This window comes from Arthrobacter sp. StoSoilB20 (assembly GCF_019977295.1).
Lineage (GTDB): Bacteria > Actinomycetota > Actinomycetes > Actinomycetales > Micrococcaceae > Arthrobacter > Arthrobacter nicotinovorans_A.
On record NZ_AP024651.1, the window covers coordinates 4,449,739 to 4,468,766 of the forward strand.

19 protein-coding genes and 1 riboswitch are annotated in these 19,028 nt (G+C 64.1%); of the genes, 10 read left to right on the forward strand and 9 right to left on the reverse strand.

From position 1 onward, the window contains the following. Positions 1–9: 9 nt before the first annotated feature. From LDN85_RS20250 to LDN85_RS20280, 7 genes are all read right to left on the reverse strand, one after another. Positions 10–768 carry an ABC transporter ATP-binding protein gene (locus LDN85_RS20250; RefSeq protein ID WP_223944004.1) on the reverse strand — a complete coding sequence of 253 codons (759 nt, stop codon included), beginning with the start codon at positions 766–768 and terminating at the stop codon, positions 10–12. Further along, complete coding sequence (locus LDN85_RS20255) at positions 765–1,799, reverse strand: iron chelate uptake ABC transporter family permease subunit (RefSeq protein ID WP_223944006.1); 1,035 nt, start codon at positions 1,797–1,799, stop codon at positions 765–767. Before LDN85_RS20255 ends, LDN85_RS20250 begins: the two co-directional genes overlap by 4 nt. Next, on the reverse strand, positions 1,792–2,799 hold the full coding sequence (locus tag LDN85_RS20260; protein ID WP_223944008.1) for an ABC transporter permease: 1,008 nt from the start codon (positions 2,797–2,799) through the stop codon (positions 1,792–1,794). The genes LDN85_RS20255 and LDN85_RS20260 overlap by 8 nt, the downstream gene beginning before the upstream one ends. A gap of 26 nt (positions 2,800–2,825) precedes the next feature. Next, positions 2,826–3,776 carry a siderophore ABC transporter substrate-binding protein gene (locus LDN85_RS20265; RefSeq protein WP_223944009.1) on the reverse strand — a complete coding sequence of 317 codons (951 nt, stop codon included), beginning with the start codon at positions 3,774–3,776 and terminating at the stop codon, positions 2,826–2,828. Positions 3,777–3,947: 171 nt separating this feature from the next. Further along, entirely contained in the window at positions 3,948–5,096 is a 1,149-nt protein-coding gene (locus tag LDN85_RS20270; RefSeq protein WP_026542995.1) for a mannitol-1-phosphate 5-dehydrogenase, read from the reverse strand. Beyond that, positions 5,096–7,183: a PTS mannitol transporter subunit IICBA gene (locus LDN85_RS20275; protein WP_223944011.1), complete on the reverse strand. Its 2,088-nt coding sequence runs from the start codon at positions 7,181–7,183 to the stop codon at positions 5,096–5,098. The genes LDN85_RS20270 and LDN85_RS20275 overlap by 1 nt, the downstream gene beginning before the upstream one ends. 66 nt (positions 7,184–7,249) lie before the next feature. Next, a complete protein-coding gene (locus LDN85_RS20280) occupies positions 7,250–7,972 on the reverse strand; it encodes a TetR/AcrR family transcriptional regulator (protein ID WP_014923084.1) in 723 nt (240 codons plus the stop codon). A 129-nt stretch (positions 7,973–8,101) separates the two neighbouring features. Between LDN85_RS20280 and ptsP the strand changes: the two genes are divergently transcribed. From ptsP to LDN85_RS20315, 7 genes are all read left to right on the forward strand, one after another. Further along, the gene (ptsP, locus tag LDN85_RS20285; RefSeq protein ID WP_223944012.1) at positions 8,102–9,802 is read left to right on the forward strand and encodes a phosphoenolpyruvate--protein phosphotransferase; all 1,701 of its coding nucleotides are present in this window, start codon (positions 8,102–8,104) and stop codon (positions 9,800–9,802) included. A 31-nt stretch (positions 9,803–9,833) separates the two neighbouring features. Further along, positions 9,834–10,112: an HPr family phosphocarrier protein gene (locus LDN85_RS20290; protein WP_026542998.1), complete on the forward strand. Its 279-nt coding sequence runs from the start codon at positions 9,834–9,836 to the stop codon at positions 10,110–10,112. Between the two features lie 121 nt (positions 10,113–10,233). Then, entirely contained in the window at positions 10,234–10,653 is a 420-nt protein-coding gene (locus LDN85_RS20295) for a helix-turn-helix domain-containing protein (protein WP_026542999.1), read from the forward strand. A gap of 80 nt (positions 10,654–10,733) precedes the next feature. Beyond that, entirely contained in the window at positions 10,734–10,985 is a 252-nt protein-coding gene (locus LDN85_RS20300; protein ID WP_026543000.1) for a hypothetical protein, read from the forward strand. Between the two features lie 352 nt (positions 10,986–11,337). Further along, entirely contained in the window at positions 11,338–11,997 is a 660-nt protein-coding gene (locus LDN85_RS20305; protein WP_223944013.1) for a maleylpyruvate isomerase family mycothiol-dependent enzyme, read from the forward strand. Continuing rightward, the gene (locus LDN85_RS20310) at positions 11,997–12,827 is read left to right on the forward strand and encodes an alpha/beta hydrolase (protein ID WP_223944015.1); all 831 of its coding nucleotides are present in this window, start codon (positions 11,997–11,999) and stop codon (positions 12,825–12,827) included. Before LDN85_RS20305 ends, LDN85_RS20310 begins: the two co-directional genes overlap by 1 nt. A gap of 120 nt (positions 12,828–12,947) precedes the next feature. Further along, positions 12,948–13,211 carry a DUF6480 family protein gene (locus tag LDN85_RS20315; RefSeq protein WP_026543004.1) on the forward strand — a complete coding sequence of 88 codons (264 nt, stop codon included), beginning with the start codon at positions 12,948–12,950 and terminating at the stop codon, positions 13,209–13,211. Between the two features lie 94 nt (positions 13,212–13,305). Here the strand turns inward: LDN85_RS20315 and LDN85_RS20320 are convergent, their stop codons facing one another. Beyond that, on the reverse strand, positions 13,306–14,370 hold the full coding sequence (locus LDN85_RS20320; RefSeq protein WP_223944016.1) for an ATP-dependent DNA ligase: 1,065 nt from the start codon (positions 14,368–14,370) through the stop codon (positions 13,306–13,308). Between the two features lie 45 nt (positions 14,371–14,415). Here LDN85_RS20320 and LDN85_RS20325 point away from each other — a divergent pair, with 45 nt between their 5' ends. Beyond that, complete coding sequence (locus LDN85_RS20325) at positions 14,416–14,646, forward strand: hypothetical protein (protein ID WP_223944018.1); 231 nt, start codon at positions 14,416–14,418, stop codon at positions 14,644–14,646. A 129-nt stretch (positions 14,647–14,775) separates the two neighbouring features. Next, positions 14,776–14,920, forward strand: a riboswitch (cyclic di-AMP (ydaO/yuaA leader). A gap of 2 nt (positions 14,921–14,922) precedes the next feature. After that, the gene (locus LDN85_RS20330; protein ID WP_223944020.1) at positions 14,923–16,209 is read left to right on the forward strand and encodes a hypothetical protein; all 1,287 of its coding nucleotides are present in this window, start codon (positions 14,923–14,925) and stop codon (positions 16,207–16,209) included. A gap of 227 nt (positions 16,210–16,436) precedes the next feature. Here LDN85_RS20330 and LDN85_RS20335 read toward each other — a convergent pair whose 3' ends face one another. Continuing rightward, positions 16,437–17,654 (reverse strand): helix-turn-helix domain-containing protein, encoded by a 1,218-nt coding sequence (locus tag LDN85_RS20335; RefSeq protein ID WP_223944023.1) that lies wholly within the window; start codon positions 17,652–17,654, stop codon positions 16,437–16,439. A gap of 206 nt (positions 17,655–17,860) precedes the next feature. Here LDN85_RS20335 and ald point away from each other — a divergent pair, with 206 nt between their 5' ends. After that, a complete protein-coding gene (gene ald, locus LDN85_RS20340) occupies positions 17,861–18,979 on the forward strand; it encodes an alanine dehydrogenase (RefSeq protein ID WP_026548484.1) in 1,119 nt (372 codons plus the stop codon). The last annotated feature ends 49 nt before the right edge of the window (positions 18,980–19,028 follow it).

Consider the following 19,028-nt stretch of genomic DNA (forward strand, 5'->3'; position numbering starts at 1 on the left):
AGAAACCCGTCAGGCGAAGTACACTCCGATGCGGTTGCCGTCGATCTCCTCAATCCGGATATCAATGTCATAGACGTCGTGCAGCATCCCCGCGCGCATGATTTCCGACGGCGTGCCCTGATGGATGAGCCTGCCGTTCTTCATGGCCAGGATGGTGTCCGAGTAGCAGGACGCGAAATTGATGTCGTGGACCACCAGCACGATGGTCTTGCCCAGTTCGTCAGCCAAACGCCGGAGCAACCGCATCATCTCCACCGAGTGCTTCATGTCCAGGTTGTTCAGGGGCTCATCCAGCAGCAGGTATTCAGTGTCCTGCGCCAGGACCATCGCGATGTAGGCACGCTGACGCTGACCGCCGGAGAGCTCGTCAACGAACTTGTCGGCCATGGATGTGAGGTCCAGTTGGCGGATCGCCTCGTCCACGTGCTCAAGATCCTCCACGGTGGGCCGGCCTCCACTGTGGGGAAAGCGCCCAAAAGCCACGAGGTCGCGCACGGTAAGCCGCATCGTCAGGTGGTTTTCCTGACGGAGGATGGCCATGGTCTTGGCCAGTTCCTTACTGGGGGTGGCCGTGACATCCAGTCCGGCAACTGAGACTCCCCCGGCATCCATGGGCTGCAGCCGGCTGATCAGGGAGAGAAGCGTCGACTTGCCGGCGCCATTGGGGCCGATGATGGACGTGATGCCGCCGCGGGGAATCTCGCAGGTCACATCGTCCAGCACGGTGGTGCCGCCGTAGCGCTTGGTCACGTTCCGGACGGTAATCATTTCAGCGAGCCTTTCAGCAACAGGTAAAGGAAGAGGATGCCGCCGGTGAACTCGATGATGACGCTCAGGGCAGTGGCAAAGCCGAACACGCGCTCCAGCAGCAACTGGCCGCCCACCAACGCAATGGCACCGATCAACACCACGATCGGCAGAAGCCAGGCATGCCGGAAACCACGGCAGAGCTGATAGCCGAGGCTCACCACCAGGAGCCCGAAGAACGTCACGGGACCCACCAGGGCCGTGGAGATGGCAACCAGCAGCGAGCATGCAAGCAACACCCGCATCACCACGCGCTTGTGGTCCACGCCGACGTTGATGGCCACTTCCCGGCCAAGCGCCAGCACGTCCAAGGTGTGCCGCATGCGCCACACTCCGACGCATACCAGCGCAACCAGCACCGCGGAAACACCCAGCAGCCCCGGGTCCACGTTGTTGAAGCTGGCGAAGAACAGGTCCTGGAGGATGATGAATTCGCTCGGTTCCATGAGCCTCTGCAACAGCGAGGAGAAACCACGGAACAGCGTGCCAAGCACAATCCCAACGAGCAACAGCAGATGCAGGGACCTCGTGGCCCCGGTGAACATCCACCGGTAAAGGAACGCGCTGAATCCCACCATCAGCAGGATCTCCACACCGAACTTGAGCGTCGACGGAGCGGTGGCCAACGTCGCGGCCCCGGCAATGAAAGCCAGCGCGGTTTGCACCAGGATGTACAGGGAGTCGAAGCCCATAATGGACGGCGTCAGGATCCGGTTGGCCGTCACGGTCTGGAAAAGCAGCGTGGACACTCCAACCGCCACGGCTACCAGCAGCATCGCTGAGACCTTGATGGCCCGGCGCGGCAGGATGTACGCGATGTTGCCTTTGAGGTCGATGGTCAGGAAAACAGCAACAAGAACGACGGCGGCAATCGCCAGGATGGCGATCACCAGTCCCGGCGGGGTGCTTCGTACGGTTGCGCGCAGGCGGGCCACCACAGAAACGGGCGCGAGTGGCTTCAGGGGTGCCGGCGTCACGGAAGTTTCAGGCATTGCGTTTCCTCAACAGCAGGAAGAGAAACAAGATGGCACCCAGGACGGACATGACCATGCCCACAGGAACCTCATAGGGGAACCGAATGGTCCGGCCAATGATGTCGCAAACCAGCACGAACGCCGCCCCGAAAAGCGCGGTCCAGGGAACGGCACGGCGGAGATTGTCGCCGAACAGCAGGGAAACAATGTTGGGGACCACCAGGCCGAGGAACGGCACAGCGCCCACAGTGGTAACAACAACCGCCGAGATCAGCGAGACGATCATCAGGCCGAGCCGCATGGTGCGGGCGTAGTTCAGGCCAAGGTTGGTGGTGAAGTCCTGGCCCATGCCGGCCACGGTGAAGCGGTCGGCAGCAAGGAGGCCCACCAACACCAGGACAGCCACGATCCACAGCAGTTCGTACCGGCCGCGCAGCACCCCGGAGAAGTCGCCGATCATCCAGTTGCTGAGCGTCTGCAACAGGTCAAAACGGTAGGCGAAGAACGTAGTGACGGCCGCGATGATGCCGCCCAGCATGATGCCCACCAGCGGAATCAGCAGGGTATTCCGGGCCGGAAGCCTCCGGAGGATCGCCAGGAACAGGGCTGTGCCCAGGACGGCGAACACGGATGCCACGATCATCTTGGTCAGAATCGGTGAGTCCGGGGCAAACACGGTGACCACCAGGATGCCGAGAGTGGCCGATTCCACCGTGCCCACAGTGGACGGCTCAACAAAGCGGTTCCGGGCCATGAGCTGCATGATCAACCCGGCAACGGCGACGGCCATCCCGGCCAGCACCACAGCCAAGGTGCGTGGCACCCGGGAGACCCAGAAGATCTCCCAAGCACCGGCGTCGTTCGCCAGCAGGGCCGGCAACGAAACGTCGCTGACCCCGACGAAGATACTGCCAACCGCAATCACCAGCACAACGACGGCAGCCGCAACCAGGCGGGCGGTTTCGCCAGTCCGGTTGCGGCTTGCTGCTGCCGTGGGGCGCACGGCTGTAATTGTCACGTCAGGATTTCAGGTGAAGCGGAAGGTCAGGCGACGGAGTCGGCCACTGCGGTGACCATGGCCTGGACGTTGTTCAGGCCGTAGCCAACGATGTACCAACCGGCGGGATCGAGGTTGACGATCTTGTTGTTCTTGGCGGCGTTGGTGGACTTCACGAGCTCGTTGTCCAGGATGGGGTTGGCTGTGGAGCCGGGGGTGCCGATCGCGGTATCGCGGTTGATGACGTAGAGGATGTCCGGGTTGGTTTCCTTGATGTATTCGAAGGAAACAGCCTCGCCGTGGGAGCCCTCGGCCTTGACGTCGGCCGCAGTGGGGACGCCCAGGACGTCGTGGATGATGCCGAAGCGTGAGCCCGCACCGTACGCGGTGACTTCGCCACCGGAGGTCAGGACGATCAGGCCCTTGCCGGCAGAGGTGGCCTTGGTCTTGGTCTCAGCCACCTTCTTGTCTACCTCTGCAAGCTTGGAGGCGACTTCGTCTTCCTTCTTGAAGATCTTGCCGAGCTTCTCGGTCTGGGCCTTGAAGCTTTCCATCGGCTTGGCGGCGTCAACGGAGAGATCGATGGTGGGGGCGATCTTGCTCAATTCCTCGTAGGCGCCGGCGGTGCGGCCGGAGACGATGATGAGGTCCGGAGCTGCGGAGCTGACGGCTTCGAAATCGGGCTCCTTCAGCGAGCCCACCTTGGCATACTTGGCGTCGGAGAACTTCTTGAGTGCTTCCGGGTAGCTGGCTTCGGGAACGCCGGTGGGCTCCACGCCGAGCGCGTTCATGGTATCCAAAACGCCGAGATCGAAAGTGACCACCTTGGCCGGGTTCACGGGAACATTCGAGGTGGAGCCTTGGGCGTGTTCAATCGTGATGGTGCCGGCTTCCCCGGGCTGGGAAGACGCCGCCGCCCCGCCTCCACATGCCGTAACGGTCAGCAAGGCAGCGCCTGCAGCCAGTGCCCCGATGTAGCTCGACAGCCTCTTTTTCACGCCGGTACTCCACTCACTAATAAGTCATAGATGTGTTGCCTAATTGCTTTTGACTCTATTAGTAAGGTGAGGCTAACTTCAAAACCGAAAGGCCCTCCAGCGGTTGAAAGTGACCGAAGTCACGCGTTTTTCTCCCGCTGGAGAGCCTTTGTTACTTTTCGATCGTCAGGATCAGGATTCTGCTTGCCGATCCTCCACGAGCTTCTGGACGGCAGCGAACAGTGGGTGCGAGGCCGTCAGTTCCGTGATGCGTTCGACGGCGGCCGCAGCGTCCAGCGCCGAGAGCAGCTTTGCGAGCTCTACGGCTTCGTCGTCGTTAGCGTCGTCGAAGCGGAGGGCAGCAGACATCGCCTCAAGAAGTGCCACCGGTGTCACGCCACGCTCGGCCAACTCCGCAGCAGGACCAACAAAGCGCTCATGCCGGCTGAGCTTCCGCAAGGGCGCCCTGCCCACGCGGTTCACCGTGTCCGGCAGATGCGGGTTGGTGAAGCGGGAAAGGATTTTCTGGACATAGGCCTCCTGCTCCGCCTCAACAAACCCATGCTTGGCAACCAGCAGTTCCTTGGTTTCCTCCAGCACTGCGCGGACCTTCGCTGCAACAGACGGATCCGCCATGGCATCGGAGATCTTCTCAAGCCCGGCCTGGTACCCGAAGTACGCGGCCGAAGCATGGCCGGTATTGACCGTGAACAGCTTGCGCTCAATGTATGGACCAAGCTCGTCCACGAACGTGGCGCCCGGGATCACCGGCGCGTTGCCACCAAACGGAGTCCGGTCAATGACCCACTCGTAGAACGTCTCCACGGTGACGTCCAGGCCCTGGCCCGGCGCCTGGTTGGGGACAATGCGGTCCACCGCCGTGTTGGCAAAGACTGCGAGCGCGTCCAAGTCGCCCGCGGAGTCGTCCCAGGCCGCACGGATTTCCGTGTGCAGGAGATCCGTAGCGTTAATGGCGTTCTCGCAGGCCATGACCTGCAATGGCGGCAACTCCGGGGAACGGGCGGCCAGTCCCCTGGCGATCACCGGTGCCACGAACTTCAGGATGTGCGGACCCACCGCAGTGGTGACCACATCCGCCGTCGAGATTTCCTCCACAACGGCGACTTCCTGCGAACCCGAGTTAAGGGCGCGGAAACCTGTGACGGTCTTGACCGCCGGGTTCTCGCCAACCTCGTGGACGTCATAGCTGCTTGCCGCCGCGAGCTGGCTGATCAGCGCGTCCGCGACATCGGCGAACACCACCTCATAGCCGGCTTCGTGAAGCAGCAGCCCCACGAAGCCACGCCCGATGTTGCCTGCCCCAAAATGGACTGCCTTCACTATGCGTTGACCTTTCCGAACAGCTCCAACACTTCATCAACCGTGGTTGCTTCCTCCAACTGGGCCACCTGGGCCTTGTTGGTGAAGATCTTGGCGATTGAAGACAGGATGTGGAGGTGTTCATTGTTGAGGCCGGCCACGCCAACCACGAACTTCACTTGCTTGCCACCCCAGTCGATGCCCTCCGGGTAGCGGATGATGGACACGGCCGAGTGGTTGATGTGCTCCTTGGCATCGTTGGTGCCGTGCGGGATCGCCAGGAAGCTGCCCATGTATGTGGACACGGATTCCTCGCGCTCGTGCATGGCGTGGACGTAGCTCACATCCACGGCACCGCGGTCAAGCAGGAGCTTGCCCGCCTCGTCGATCGCAGCATCACGGTCCGTTGCGGTTCCGTTCAGGACCACGCTTTCGCGAAGCAGGACACCTTTGCCTTCAGCTTGAGCGCCTGTTGCTTGAGCGCCGTTTGCTTGACCCCCGACGCCGACAGCCGGTTCAGCGGTATGCGCACCCTGGGCGGGGGCTGCTGTTGTGGCAGCTTCGGTGGGCTGTGCCCCGGCGGCGGGTTCCGCCGTCGTGCCTGACGCTGTGGCGTCAGTGTTGCTGCTGCGGACCAGCTCAACAATGTCGTCATACTCGGGGCTGTTCATGAAGTTGTCCACCGAGTAGTGGATGGCACTGGCCGTCCTCGGCTGGGCTCGTTCGGTCAGGTCCTGGTGGGTGACCACAACGTCGTAGCTGTCGCTGAGGTTCGCGATGGCCGAGTTGGTGACTTTGACGTCCGGGAAGCCGGCCGCCTTGATCTTGTTGCGCAGCACCGAGGCGCCCATGGCACTTGAACCCATGCCGGCGTCGCAAGCGAACACGATGTTTTGAACCGGGCGGGTGAGGACGGTGCCCTCACCCTGGGCTGCAGCCCTGTCGCCTACCAATGCTGAAGAGACCGAGCTCTTCTTGCCCTTCATGGCCTCCATGCGGGATGTGGCGGCGGAGAGGTCATCCTCGCCCTTGTTCTTGGAGGTCCGCAGAATCAGCGAAGCGATCAGGAAGGACACGGCAGTGGCCAGGACAACCGCCAGGATGACGCCGACGTAGCTGTCGCGGGAGGTCTGGGCAATGACCGCGATGATGGAACCCGGAGCAGCAGGTGCCACGAGTCCGGAGTTGGTGATGGCCAAGGTGGCGATGCCCGTCATGCCACCGCCGATCGCGGCGAGGATGAGGATGGGCTTCATCAGGACGTACGGGAAGTAGATCTCGTGGATACCACCGAGGAAGTGGATGATCGCGGCACCGGGTGCCGAAGCACGGGCAGCTCCACGGCCGAAGAACATGTACGCCAGCAGGATGCCCAGGCCCGGGCCGGGGTTGGCCTCGAGCAGGAACAGGATGGACTTGCCCTGGTCCAGCGACTGCTGGATGCCCAGCGGAGTCAGCACGCCGTGGTTGATGGCGTTGTTGAGGAAGAGGACCTTGGCAGGTTCGATGAAAATGCTGGTCAGCGGCAGGAGGCCGTTGTCCACCAGGAACTGGACCACGGAGCCGGCGCCGGCCGTGAAGGCCTTGACCACGGGCGTCAGCCCGTAGAACCCGAGCAGGGTCAGGATTCCGCCCCAGATACCGGCAGAGAAGTTATTGACCAGCATCTCAAAACCGGGCCGGATCTTGCCGTCCCAAATGGCGTCGATCTTCTTCATGGTCCAGCCGCCCAGCGGGCCCATGATCATGGCGCCAATGAACATGGGGATGCCGGTACCGACAATCACGCCCATGGTGGCGATGGCACCCACCACGCCGCCGCGAACGTCGTAGACCATCCGGCCGCCGGTGTAGGCAATCAGGAGCGGAAGCAGGTAGTTGACCATGGGGCCCACAAGGCCCACGTGGGCAACACCTTCGGCGTTGGTCCCATAACCGCCAAGCTCCGGGACCGGAATCCAGCCCTTTTCGATGAACAGGGCTGTGATGAGGCCCCAGGCGATGAAGGCACCAATGTTCGGCATGATCATGCCGGACAGGAATGTCCCGAACTTTTGGACACCAACACGGGCGCTGGTGCGGGGCTTCGCAACGGTCTCTGTTGCCATGTGAATTCCTAACGTGTGTCCCGCTGCGGCGCGGGGTCAGTCGATATAGATCGAGAGAGAACAGCCTTAGGAGCTGCTGGAAATGCGGTGAAGCCACTCAAGGAACAGCTTCAATTCAGAGCTGGAAAGTTGGTCTGAATGTGAGGCCTGCAGTGCCGCATTCAGGGCGATTGCCGCAACAACCACGGACGATTTACCGGAATCGTCCGCCGCGGCGCCACGGGCAGTGTCCGTGGAGACAGCAAAAATCATGGAATCCCGGGTCATCGTTGAGAGCTCGAGGTTCCTTTCTTCCACCGGTTCAGCGATCAGCATGAGCGTGACGCCCACGTTGGCGGCCAGAATGCTGCGGGCCGCTTCGCGGGGCGGCACGTTGATCTGGCCCGAGATAGCGGCCTTGTTCAGCATCTCTTCCAGAAGCGCTTCAGCATCGGCCACGATCGCTGGGCGGCTTTCCGGCCTGATGTTGCCGAACATCACCAGATACAGATGGGGTTGGCTCAGCCCGAACTGGACGTGGTTGTCCCACATCCGCCGGACGTCTTCCAAGGGCTCCCCGGACGGTGCAAAATCCCGCTCCCCCGCCACATACTCTTCAAATCCGGCTGATACGACGGCGTCGAACAAACCCTCTTTGTCTCCGAAGTGGTGGTAGAGCGTGGGCGCCGTGACCCCGGCAAGCTTGGTGATCTGGCGCGTTGAGACCGCTGACCCCTCCGAATTCGCCAGCAACTCGGCAGCTGCGCGAAGCAACCGAATTTTAGGCGGAAGCTGGTCATCGAAACTCATAACCGCTACCCTAGCACCTATAGCGTTGCTATATGAAGTGGCTCACAAAGGAATTTTGTAGGCTAGTTTTCGAGGCTCCCGGTGCCGTCGCCGGCGGGCCTGAACCAACAAGCAGGAACAGAGGATTCAGTGCAGAATTTCCAAGGAGTAGGGGTAAGCCCTGGCCGCATCATTGGTTCCGTCCGCCAGATGCCCAAGCCGGTGAGCGAACCGCCGTCGGGCGAGCGGTTGGGTGCGGACGTCAGTCCGGAGGACGCCGTCGCCGGCTTGAAAGCCGCCGCGCAGTCCGTCCATGACGAGCTCAAGGCACGTGCGGACAGCGCTTCGGGCGACGGCAAAGCCGTCCTCGAGGCCACCGCGCTCATGGCCAAGGACACCATGCTCCTGAAATCGGCCAGCAAGCTCATCAACGCCGGATCCTCGGCTGAGCGGGCCATCTGGGAAGCCGGCGCCTCGGTCTCCGAGATGCTGCACAACCTTGGTGGCTACATGGCCGAGCGCGCCACCGACGTCCTGGATGTCCGCGCCCGGATCGTGGCCGAACTCCGCGGCGTCCCTGCTCCCGGCATCCCTGCCTCGGACACGCCTTTCATCCTGGTGGCCGAAGACCTCGCCCCCGCCGACACCGCAACGCTGAACCCCGCGGTGGTTCAGGCACTGGTCACCTCCGGAGGCGGCCCGCAGTCCCACACAGCCATCATCGCGCGCTCACTCGGCCTGCCCGCAGTGGTTGCGGCGCACGGTGTTGATGACATTGCGGACGGAACCGAGATCTACGTGGACGGCGCGGCAGGCTTCGTGGCCGTCTCGCCCACCGAAGAGCACCGCACTGCCGCTACGGCCTGGGCGGAAACGTCCGCAACCCTTGCAGCCTTCGACGGTAACGGCACGACGGCGGACGGCCACCTGGTGCCGCTGCTCGCCAACGTCGGTGGAGCCAAGGATGCCGTAGCCGCAGCCGGTTTGGGTGCCCAGGGAGTGGGCCTGTTCCGCACGGAATTCTGCTTCCTGGAACGCGACACCGAGCCGTCAGTGGATGAGCAAGCGGCAGCCTACAAGGCCGTTTTCGATGCATTCCCGGGTAAGAAGGTTGTCCTGCGCACCCTCGACGCCGGCGCCGACAAACCCCTCCCCTTCCTCACCGATGCCACCGAACCCAACCCTGCACTGGGTGTACGCGGCTATCGCACCGATTTCACCACGCCCGGCGTCCTGGAACGCCAGCTGGAGGCAATAGCCCGGGCTGCTTCGGAATCCGAGGCCGATGTGTGGGTCATGGCCCCCATGATCTCCACGGCTGCCGAAGCCGGACGTTTCGCCTCGCTGTGTGCCGCCGCTGGAATCCAGACGCCCGGCGTCATGGTGGAAGTTCCCTCCGCTGCACTGACTGCCGCCACCGTGTTGCGGGAAGTCGGGTTTGCCTCGCTGGGAACCAATGACCTCACGCAATACGCCATGGCCGCCGACCGCCAACTCGGCCCCCTCGCCGAGCTCAACACGCCGTGGCAGCCGGCCGTGCTTCGGCTGGTGCAGCTCACTGTTGAAGGTGCTTCCCAGGAAAGCACGGGCCGGGAAGGCGATGCGAAGCCCGTTGGTGTCTGTGGTGAGGCAGCCGCGGACCCGGCACTCGCCGTCGTTCTTACCGGTTTGGGCGTCACCACCTTGTCCATGACCGCTCGCTCGTTGGCGGCGGTCGGGACTGTGCTGAAGACTGTGACGTTGGAGCAGGCGCAGGAACTCGCGCAGCTCGCTTTGTCTGCGCCGAGTGCTCTTGAGGCCCGCGATTGGGTCCGCGCAAAGCTCCCCGTGCTCGAAGAGCTCGGCCTCTAACCTCTTGTTTGTTTCCGTCGAAGGAGAAACCATGCCCGAACGCACAGCCACCATCGCCAGCCGCTCCGGACTGCATGCCCGCCCGGCCGCCTTGTTTGCCGAGGCCGCCGGCGAACAGCCCGTGGAAGTCACCATTGCCATGCAGGGTGAACCTGCCGAAGACGCCCTCGATGCCGCCAGCATCCTTTCGCTCATGACGCTCGGCGCCGCTAAGGGCGACGTCGTGGTGCTGCGGGCCGAGGGGGACGGTGCCGACGCTGCGCTGGACGCACTGGTGAAGCTCCTGGAGACGGACCTGGACGCGGAGTAGCGGGGCTCGTTACTGCCCCTGGGCCGCCCGTTTCGATGGTTCCCTGCCAGCAATGCCGCGCGCACGGCATGGTCAGCAGGGAACCCCCGAAATGGGCGGCAACGCACGCTAGGCTTCTGCCATGGCATTGATAGCTCCCCGCATCACAGCAGGGCTCCCCGCCGACGACGCCCGGAACCTGGCGCGCTCCCTCCAGGACAGCAACGACATCACTGTGTTCGTGGACGGCACGGTCCACCGCCTCCCCGATGAGGCGAGGGACGCCGTCGTCGACCTCCTTGCGCGGCTGGGCCGCGGCGAAACCGTGACCGTCAGCAGCGTGGAGGAAATGCTCACCACTTCGCAAGCCGCGGAGCTCGCCGGCATCTCCCATACCTACCTGCGCAATATGACCGATCGCGGCGAAATCCCCGTGGAATACCGCGGGACGCACCGACGGATCCGGCAGGCGGCCATCATGGCGTGGCTGGAAACGCAGAAGGCGAAACACTCCGAAGCAGCAGCCGGCCAGCCCGGGGAGAACGACTCCAGCGCCGACTGATGGTTGCGGAGTGATAAGGATCAAGCAACGATCCCAGCCAACGGACCAGCACCCCTTAAAGCCGGGGTTACGCTTGATCGGTGGGCAATTTCAAGGGGTGGCATATCGTGGCCGGGTTGGCCGCCATGGCCCTTGCCGCACCCTTGGGCTCTGCCATGGGATTGAACTTCGTGGCAACCTTCATGTTTGCCTGCACAGTCTTCGTGGCAGTAGCCATGTGGACGGAATCAAAAATCGCACGACGCCGGGACGCCGCCAACGCTTCCGCCGCGCCTGAGGCTGCGCAGCCGGCGGCAGACCCCAGCGAATCCGACGACGCCACCAGGGAATAGCCTGTGCCGTCGGGGAAAAGCGCAAAGTACTCCGAGTGGCCCTGGAACCGCCCTTGGCCTTGGCTCCTTTTCATCGCTCCGACCGGCCTGCTCCTCGGGACGATCTGGATGTACACCGGAGGCTGCGGCCAAGCGGTGGGAACCGGGGAATTCGATTCCTGCCAGTCCTCTCCGTTCCTCGGTTATCCGGTGACATGGACAGCCACGGCAGCCATGGCGTTGTTCCTTGCCTGGAGCCTCGTGGGGCTGGGCAGGGCGCTGCGGTATTCCCGAAAGCCCTCCCGGGACCGGGTTTTCCCTGAACCGCGGCTTCCTGGAACCGCCGGGGACAGAGGCAGCTGCAGACCGGACCATGGGGTTCAATAGCGGTATGGCCCTGACCTCACCCTCCGACGTGTGGCCCGTGGTGCACGAGGAACGTCGTGCACTGATCCGGGATCTCGAACCACTTCAGCCCTTCCAATGGAAGACGCCATCCCTTTGCCCCGGCTGGGACGTCCATGACGTCCTGGCGCATGTGATCGACAGCGCCAAGACCACCCGACTGGGCTTCATCCGCCGCCTGATTGCCGCCCGGATGGATTTCGACCGCGACAACGCCGTGGGAGTTGAGCGCGAACGGACCCTTGACCCCGGCACCACGTTGGCCCAGTTCCAGGCAGTGGTTTCCCGCACTTCCGGGCCTCCCGCAGGTCTGGCTACCCGGCTGGTGGAAGCATTCGTCCACGGCGAAGACATTCGGCGTCCGTTGGGGCTGCGCCGCGATTACCCGGCGGCGCACGTGGCCACGGCCCTGGAATACCAAGCGCGGACCAGCACCAAGATGGGCGGAGGCAAGGAAGTGACCGAAGGCTGGCGCCTGGTGGCCACTGACGCAGCTTTCGATCATGGAGACGGCCCGGCCGTTGAAGGACCAGCCATAGCCCTGCTGCTTGCCGTGTCCGGCCGCCCGATCGGGACGGACGAGCTCAGCGGCCCCGGCGCTCCGGTATTCCTGCAGCGGCAGGCTTGATGAAAACGCACGCAACTGTGGAGGCTTTGCTCTCTGCCGACGTCGAGGTTTTGGGCCTGAAGGGGCGGATCCTCTGGGCCAAGGGAACACCGCCTCCCGGCGCCGGGCTTGATGCAGGCACCGGACCCGTGTCCAGTCCCGACGCGCCCGCATACATCCTGATCCATGGGATCGGAGTTTCGCACCGGTACTTGGCCCGGCTCCACACCGTCCTGGCAGCGGATGCACCCACGTACTCGCTGGACCTGCCCGGATTCGCCGGGACTCCGAAGCCCGGGAGGCAGCTCTCCGTGGAGGACTACGGCGCCTTCATCGCCGGGGCCTTGGCATCCTGCGGCATCAGTTCCTACGTATTGGTGGGGCACTCCATGGGCGTGCAGTTTGCCATCGAAGCGGCGCTGCACTCGCCTGAGCAGGCACGGCAGGTGGTGCTCATGGGGCCGGTGGTGGATTCCCGGCACAAGAACGTTCGCCGGCAGTCCTTGGCGCTCTTCCTGGACGGACTGCTCCGCGAGAGCGCGTCGTCCAATTGGATTGTGATCTCCGATTACTTCAAGTGTGGTCCGCGGTGGTACCTCACGGAGCTTCCGGTCATGATGGGTTACCCCACGGAGAAGCGGCTCGCCGGCATCAAGGTGCCCGTCCTGATCCTGCGGGGAAGCCGCGACCACGTAGCTGGGCCGGAGTGGTCGCTCCGGCTTTCCAGGGCAGTTGCGCAGGGGCGATTGGTGGAGATTCCCGGCGTCGGCCATGTGGCCCAACACATGCGACCCAAAGCCGTGGCCGACGCCATCCGGAGTTTCGTCGCCGCCACAACGCCGCACCGCTAAGCGCTGATGCTCTAACGCACGACGCCGGCGCCTGGCTTTGGCCTGCTTGTTGAGTCCGCTCCTCCCGGCTAGGCTGGCAAAGCAAGCGCATTAGTAAGTTTGCTTACGAAAGGGCTGATTGTGACTGATAAAGACTCAAATGAGGAAACCCAGGGCTTCGGAGCAACCGGCGCTACAGGGCCGTTCGACACGACCGCCGACGCCGACAGCATCCACGAGGATCCCGACATGCGCCAGGACGAGGACGACGATCCCGCCGCCTCTGCCAACCCCGATCCCCTCGATGGGAACGTCACCGGCCTGGAACCCGGCGGTGGAGTGCCGCCGGGAGAAACCCCGCCGGCCGAGGGCAGCATGAGCAGCGATCAAGGACACGAAGAGTAACGCATTGCCACGGCTGAACGACCAGGGGACGGCCAGGCAGGTCGGCTACGCAGGCCAGCTACGGCAGTCGAAGCGGGACGGCCAGGCAGGCCAGCTACGGCAACCTCAGGATCTCCCCGAGGTCGTACGCAACCGGCTCTTCCAACTGTGAGTACGTGCAGCTTTCGGGGGTCCGGTCCGGCCGCCACCTGCGGAACTGGGTGGTGTGCCGGAACCTGTCCCCCTCCATGTAGTCGTACGCCACCTCGATCACCAGTTCGGGACGCAATGGCACAAAGGAGAAATCCTTGCCTCCGCTCCACCGGCTTTGGGCGCCCGGCATCCTGGATCCCGCAACCCCTTCACCCTGGCTGGCCCACTCGCCCCACGGGTGCTCGCTGAGGTCCACCTGGTAAGGCTCAAGCTCTGCCACCAGGCTTTCCCTCCTCGCCATGGGGAAGGAGGCAACCACCCCGACGTGCTGGAGTTTGCCGCCGTCGTTATAAAGACCCAACAGCATGGACCCCACGACCTTAGCGGTCTTATGCCACCTGAATCCGGCCACCACGCAGTCGGCGGTGCGCTCGTGCTTGGTCTTGAACATCACGCGCTTGTTGGGCTGGTATGTCCCATCCAACGGCTTGGACAGCACGCCATCCAGGCCTGCGCCTTCCAATTGCACGAACCACTCCTGCGCACGCTCCAGGTCCGTGACTGCGGGAGTGACGTAAACGGGCGGCTCTGCTGCCTTGAGCGCACGCTCAAGGATGGCGCGACGCTCCGAGAACGGCCTGCCCATCAGATCGTCGTCGCCGAGGGAAAGGATGTCGAACGCAACCATCGACGCCGGAGTCTTTTCGGCCAGCATCCTCACCCGGCTGTCCGCGGGATGGATCCGTTGCTGCAGGACCTCGAACTCAAGCCGGTTGCCCTCGATCAGGACAATCTCGCCGTCGATCACGCATTTGTCCGGGAGGTTCTTCCGCAGGGCTTCCACCAGTTCAGGGAAATAGCGGGTCATGGGCTTCTCGTTGCGGCTGCCCAGGACGATTTCATCCCCGTCCTTGAAGACGATGGTCCTGAAGCCGTCCCATTTGGGCTCGTAGTGCCCAACGTCCGGGATGGCGGGGACGGATTTGGCAAGCATGGGCGAGACGGGTGGCATCACGGGCAGGTCCATAAACAATGTCTACCTGCCGGTGCACGCCGAAGCTAGTCTTAGGCGATGGATATCTTGGCCGTGTTGGCGGCCGTACTTGGAGTTCCCGCCCTCCTGGCCATGGCTTGGTACTGGGTTTCCCGGCAGAACCGCCGGGGTGTCAGGCGTGCCGCAGCCGACGGGATGCTGGGAATCGCCGACGAGATCTTCCGACCGGAAACGCACCAGGCCCACCAGATCCAAAGGATCCAGCACGAACTCCCGGCGCCCGCTCCGGCCCCGAAGCCTAAGGGCTAAGGCCCTCCCGCCGGCAGAGACCTACCGGCCGTTATATTAATGTGACTTTACTTTCCTGCTCATGTACCGTCGTAGGGCGACCCGTATCTCCGCTGGGCCGCTTCCGGAATGACGCCGAGCTCTGCCGCACTCCGGAATCCGCCAGACCCGCGGCAGAGGCGGGGGACCCACAAGTTCCCGGACTTTTCCAAGTCCTTGGGGTGAAGCCGCTACTGCGGCCGGACGGCCTCGTCCGAACCCGACAGCTAACCTCGAAGGCGTTGAGAGGCAACCACCATGTCCCCAACCATGGATCAGCCGCGCCGCGCCCGAATTGACGGCGAGCGCACCAAGCCAACCGGACGCCGTCGGGCCCAACCCAGCGGAGCCGATATCAGCCTGCAGCCGGATTCCGGCACGCCCGGGACTGCCGCACCCGAAATTTCAGGCACGACGCCGGGCGCCACCGCTGCGGCGGCCCCCACCATCGCAACGCCCACAACTCGGGCGGCTGCGCGTGCAGCCGAGCGGGAACGGGCCGCGCAAGCAGAAGCCCGCGTATCCACCACGCCCGGGCCTCCGACGGCCGCCATTCCGATCGTCCAGGCTCCCAAGCAGCCGGCAAACCCCCTGCCCACCACACCGGAGCCGGCCACAGCCGCCATTCCCCTGGTGTCCGCAGATCCGGCGCCTGAAGCCACCCCCGAATCCCACACAGTGCCTGTACCCGTCTCGGCTGCACCTGCTCTGCAGGCTCGCGCCACATCCCCGGCGCGGGTTGCTGCGGCAGCCACGGCATCGGCTTCCCTGGCAAGCCGAAAGGACGTTAGGGAACAGTCCGGCGTCACCACTGGTTCACGCTCCGGGCAGGGTTCACGCTCCGGGCAGGGTTCACGATCAGGGCTGGGCGGGTCCCCGCTTGGCCGGGAGCCCCAGGCAGTCCTGCAGAAGGCGGCTTCGGTCAAGCACATGAGCCAGCGTATGGCCGTAGTGGCAGGCGCGCTCGGCCTGGTCCTGACGGCCGGCACTGTGGGGCAGGCCCTTGAGTTGCCGTTCTTCGGCCAGGAGGCGCCCGCCCAGGAAGCCAGCGGTGCCGACAGGAATTCGGGTTCCGCATCACCAGCCCCCAGTGCTTCCTACTCCAGGGCATCTTCTCCGTCTGCCTCAGCTGCTGCGACGTCAGCGGCCGGCCAACCGGCCACGGTTCCGGAGGCACCTGCGCCAGTGTCGCCGTCGTCCGTTCCCACGCCTAAGGTTTCCTTGGCTGACCCCGTCTGGGTCCCATCCGCAGTGCCGGCGACCATCGCTGCGGCACCGGGCACCAGTCAGGTACCCACGCCCTCGGCGCCTGCACCGGCACCGTCCGACGTGCCATCGGACACCATCACTACGCCGCCGGCCACGCCTGCGCCGACCACCCCGGCACCCACCACCCCTCCGGCTACCTCGACGCCCACGCCAACACCAACCCCTACCCAGACCTCCAAGCCCAAGCCAACGGGCAAGCCCGGCGCGTCCACGCCGGCGCCCACGCAGTCTGCGCTCGACGAGATCCTTGACGCAGCAAAGGACGCCCTCAAATGAGCACGCGCCTGCCCCGCATCACCACCCACGCCGGATGGCACAGCCGGTACTGCAGCAGCAGCCGCACGGCCACGTTCCGGCGTCGGTTGGGCCGTTGGAGCTGCCAGCGCTTGAGGCGCTCGTAACGGGCACGGTTTAGCGCAGTTCATTGAGGCAGGCACCCACATTGGGGGCCTGCCTCAATCGCGTTCAGTGCCTTGTTCAGCGCTCAGTGCCCCGTTCAGTGCTCAGATCCTTGGCCGGCCGGCCCATCGGCGGGCTTTCAAGGCGGCGTGCAGTTCGAGGCGGATCGAGCCGCTGAGTGGGTCAGCACCGATCAGCTGGCGGATCCGTCCCAGCCTGTTGTAGATGCTGCTCCTGTGCAGGTGAAGTTTGGCCGCGACGTCCTGCACTGAGCCATCGCTGTCATACAAGAGCTCCAGCACGGGCAGGAGTTCGCCGTTCTTGTCCTGGTCCTCCAGGGTCCGGAAGTGCACTGAGCCGGTGTCGTCCCAGCCGCCGGGCGCCAGGAGCCGGTCGAAAAGCTGGTAGACACCCACGTTCCGGCTGTCCACGAGCTCGCCGAGAGGCTTGTCCACAGCTGCCGCCTGCGCCGCAACCTTCGATTGCCGGTACGCCCCCGCCAGTTGACGTATCACTTGGAACGGCTCGCTGATGCCCAGGATCACGCGGTCCACAGTCCGTCCTGCGCGTTTGGCGAGTTCCAGTTGGTAGTGCACCAGCACCTGCGCATGGTCCGCCCGGCCACCGGACTCGCGGAACAGCACCACTGAATGCGTTTCGGTTCCTGCGCTGAACAACGCGGCGTTGACACCGATGGTGGACTGCAGGGCGGCCGAACGGTGGGTCAGGGTCGCGGCGAGAGGATCGACGTCGGACCTCGCACCTTCCGCGTCCAGGATGGTCACCAGTTGCCACGGACCCCGGCCCTGGATTTCCTTCCACCCGGCCACGGCAGCCACGGCATTCGATTCACCGCTGCAAGCCGCCAGGAACTCCTGTTCACGCCTGCGCCGGAACTCCGACTCTGCCGTGTTGGAATCAAGGAGCAACCCCGCCAACAGGTCCAGCTCGTCACGCACGCCGGGCAACTCGGCGAGTATCGCCGTCGCGCTTTGCTCTTCAAGGTCCAGCTGGACCCACAAGTAGCCCACGCGGAATCCGCGCACCAGGAGCGGGACGCAGACCCGGCCCAACATCCCCAGTTCCTCGTTTGCGGGAACCACTACGGGACGCACAGCGGTGGCGATGCCGTGGGACAGTTGCCAGAGGCTGACGTCGCCGGGGACGCGTTTGCTCAACAGGAAGTTCACGCGGACGCGGTCGGCGTGGGATTGGTTGGAGCTGTAGGCGAGGAGGACGCCGTCGAGGTCCTCGAGGGAGAGGCCGCGGCCCAGCTTCAACGCCACCCGCTCGACGATCTGTTCCACGTCTTGCTGCATCACTGAAGCGTACCAACAGCAGGCGACACCTGACGCTTCAGGGCTCGACAAATGTCGAGCTGCGACAGACCAGATCCTTGAATTTCCGGGAGTTTTACTTGCGCCCTCCTTGGAGCCCATGTCGCCTGCCTCACAGCCGGATTTATTCTGGAATCACAGCCCGCAACACATTTTTCGGCCGAAGAGGCCGCTAACGATGGAGCCCACAGATGATCATCGGCGTCCCCAAAGAAATCAAGAACAACGAATTCCGCGTAGCCATCACGGCCGCAGGTGTCCACGAATTCCGCACGCACGGACACACTGTTCTGGTTGAACGCGGCGCAGGCCTCGGCTCGGGCATCACCGACGAGGAATACTCCATCGCCGGCGCTGAAATCGTCAACGAGGCCGACGACGTCTGGGGCCGTGCGGACATGGTCATGAAGGTCAAGGAACCCATCGCGGCCGAATACCACCGCTTCCGCAAGGGCCTCATCCTCTTCACCTACCTGCACCTCGCCGCAGAGCCCGAGCTCACCGCAGAGCTCATCAACTCCGGCGTCACGGCCATCGCCTACGAAACCGTGCAGGAAGGCCGCACCCTGCCCCTGCTCGCCCCGATGTCCGAGGTAGCAGGCCGCTTGTCCGTCGTGGTCGGCGCTTCCTCGCTCATGGCTCCCGCCGGCGGCAAGGGCGTCCTCCTGGGCGGCGTACCGGGCGTCCGTCCGGCCAAGGTTGTTGTCCTCGGCGCAGGTGTTGCCGGAACCAACGCCGCCGCCATGGCCTTGGGCCTCGGTGCCGATGTCACCATCATGGACATCAACATCAACCGGCTGCGCGAACTCGACGCCCTCTACCAGGGCCGCCTGAAGACCGTTGCCTCCAACGCCTACGAGATCGAGAAGTCGGTTATCGACGCAGATCTCGTGATCGGCTCCGTCCTGATCCCGGGCGCCAAGGCACCCAAGCTGGTCACCAACGAGCTCGTCGCCCGCATGAAGCCCGGCTCGGTCCTGGTGGACATCGCCGTAGACCAGGGCGGCTGCTTCGAGGACACGCACCCCACCACGCACCAGGAACCGACGTACAAGGTCCACAACTCGATCTTCTACTGCGTTGCCAACATGCCCGGTGCCGTGCCGAACACCTCCACGTACGCACTGACCAACGTCACCCTGCGCTACGCCGTGGCACTGGCCAACCTGGGCGTCAAGGCAGCCTTCGACCGCGACCCCGCACTCGCCGCCGGCCTCAACATCGCCGCAGGCCACGTGGCACACCACTCCGTTTCCGAGGCGCACAACCTGCCCCTCGTCAACGACTGGCACAGCCTGGTTACCGCGTAACCTGAACCGCCAAGCACGACGGCGGGGTGAGGCTTCCACACGAAGCCGC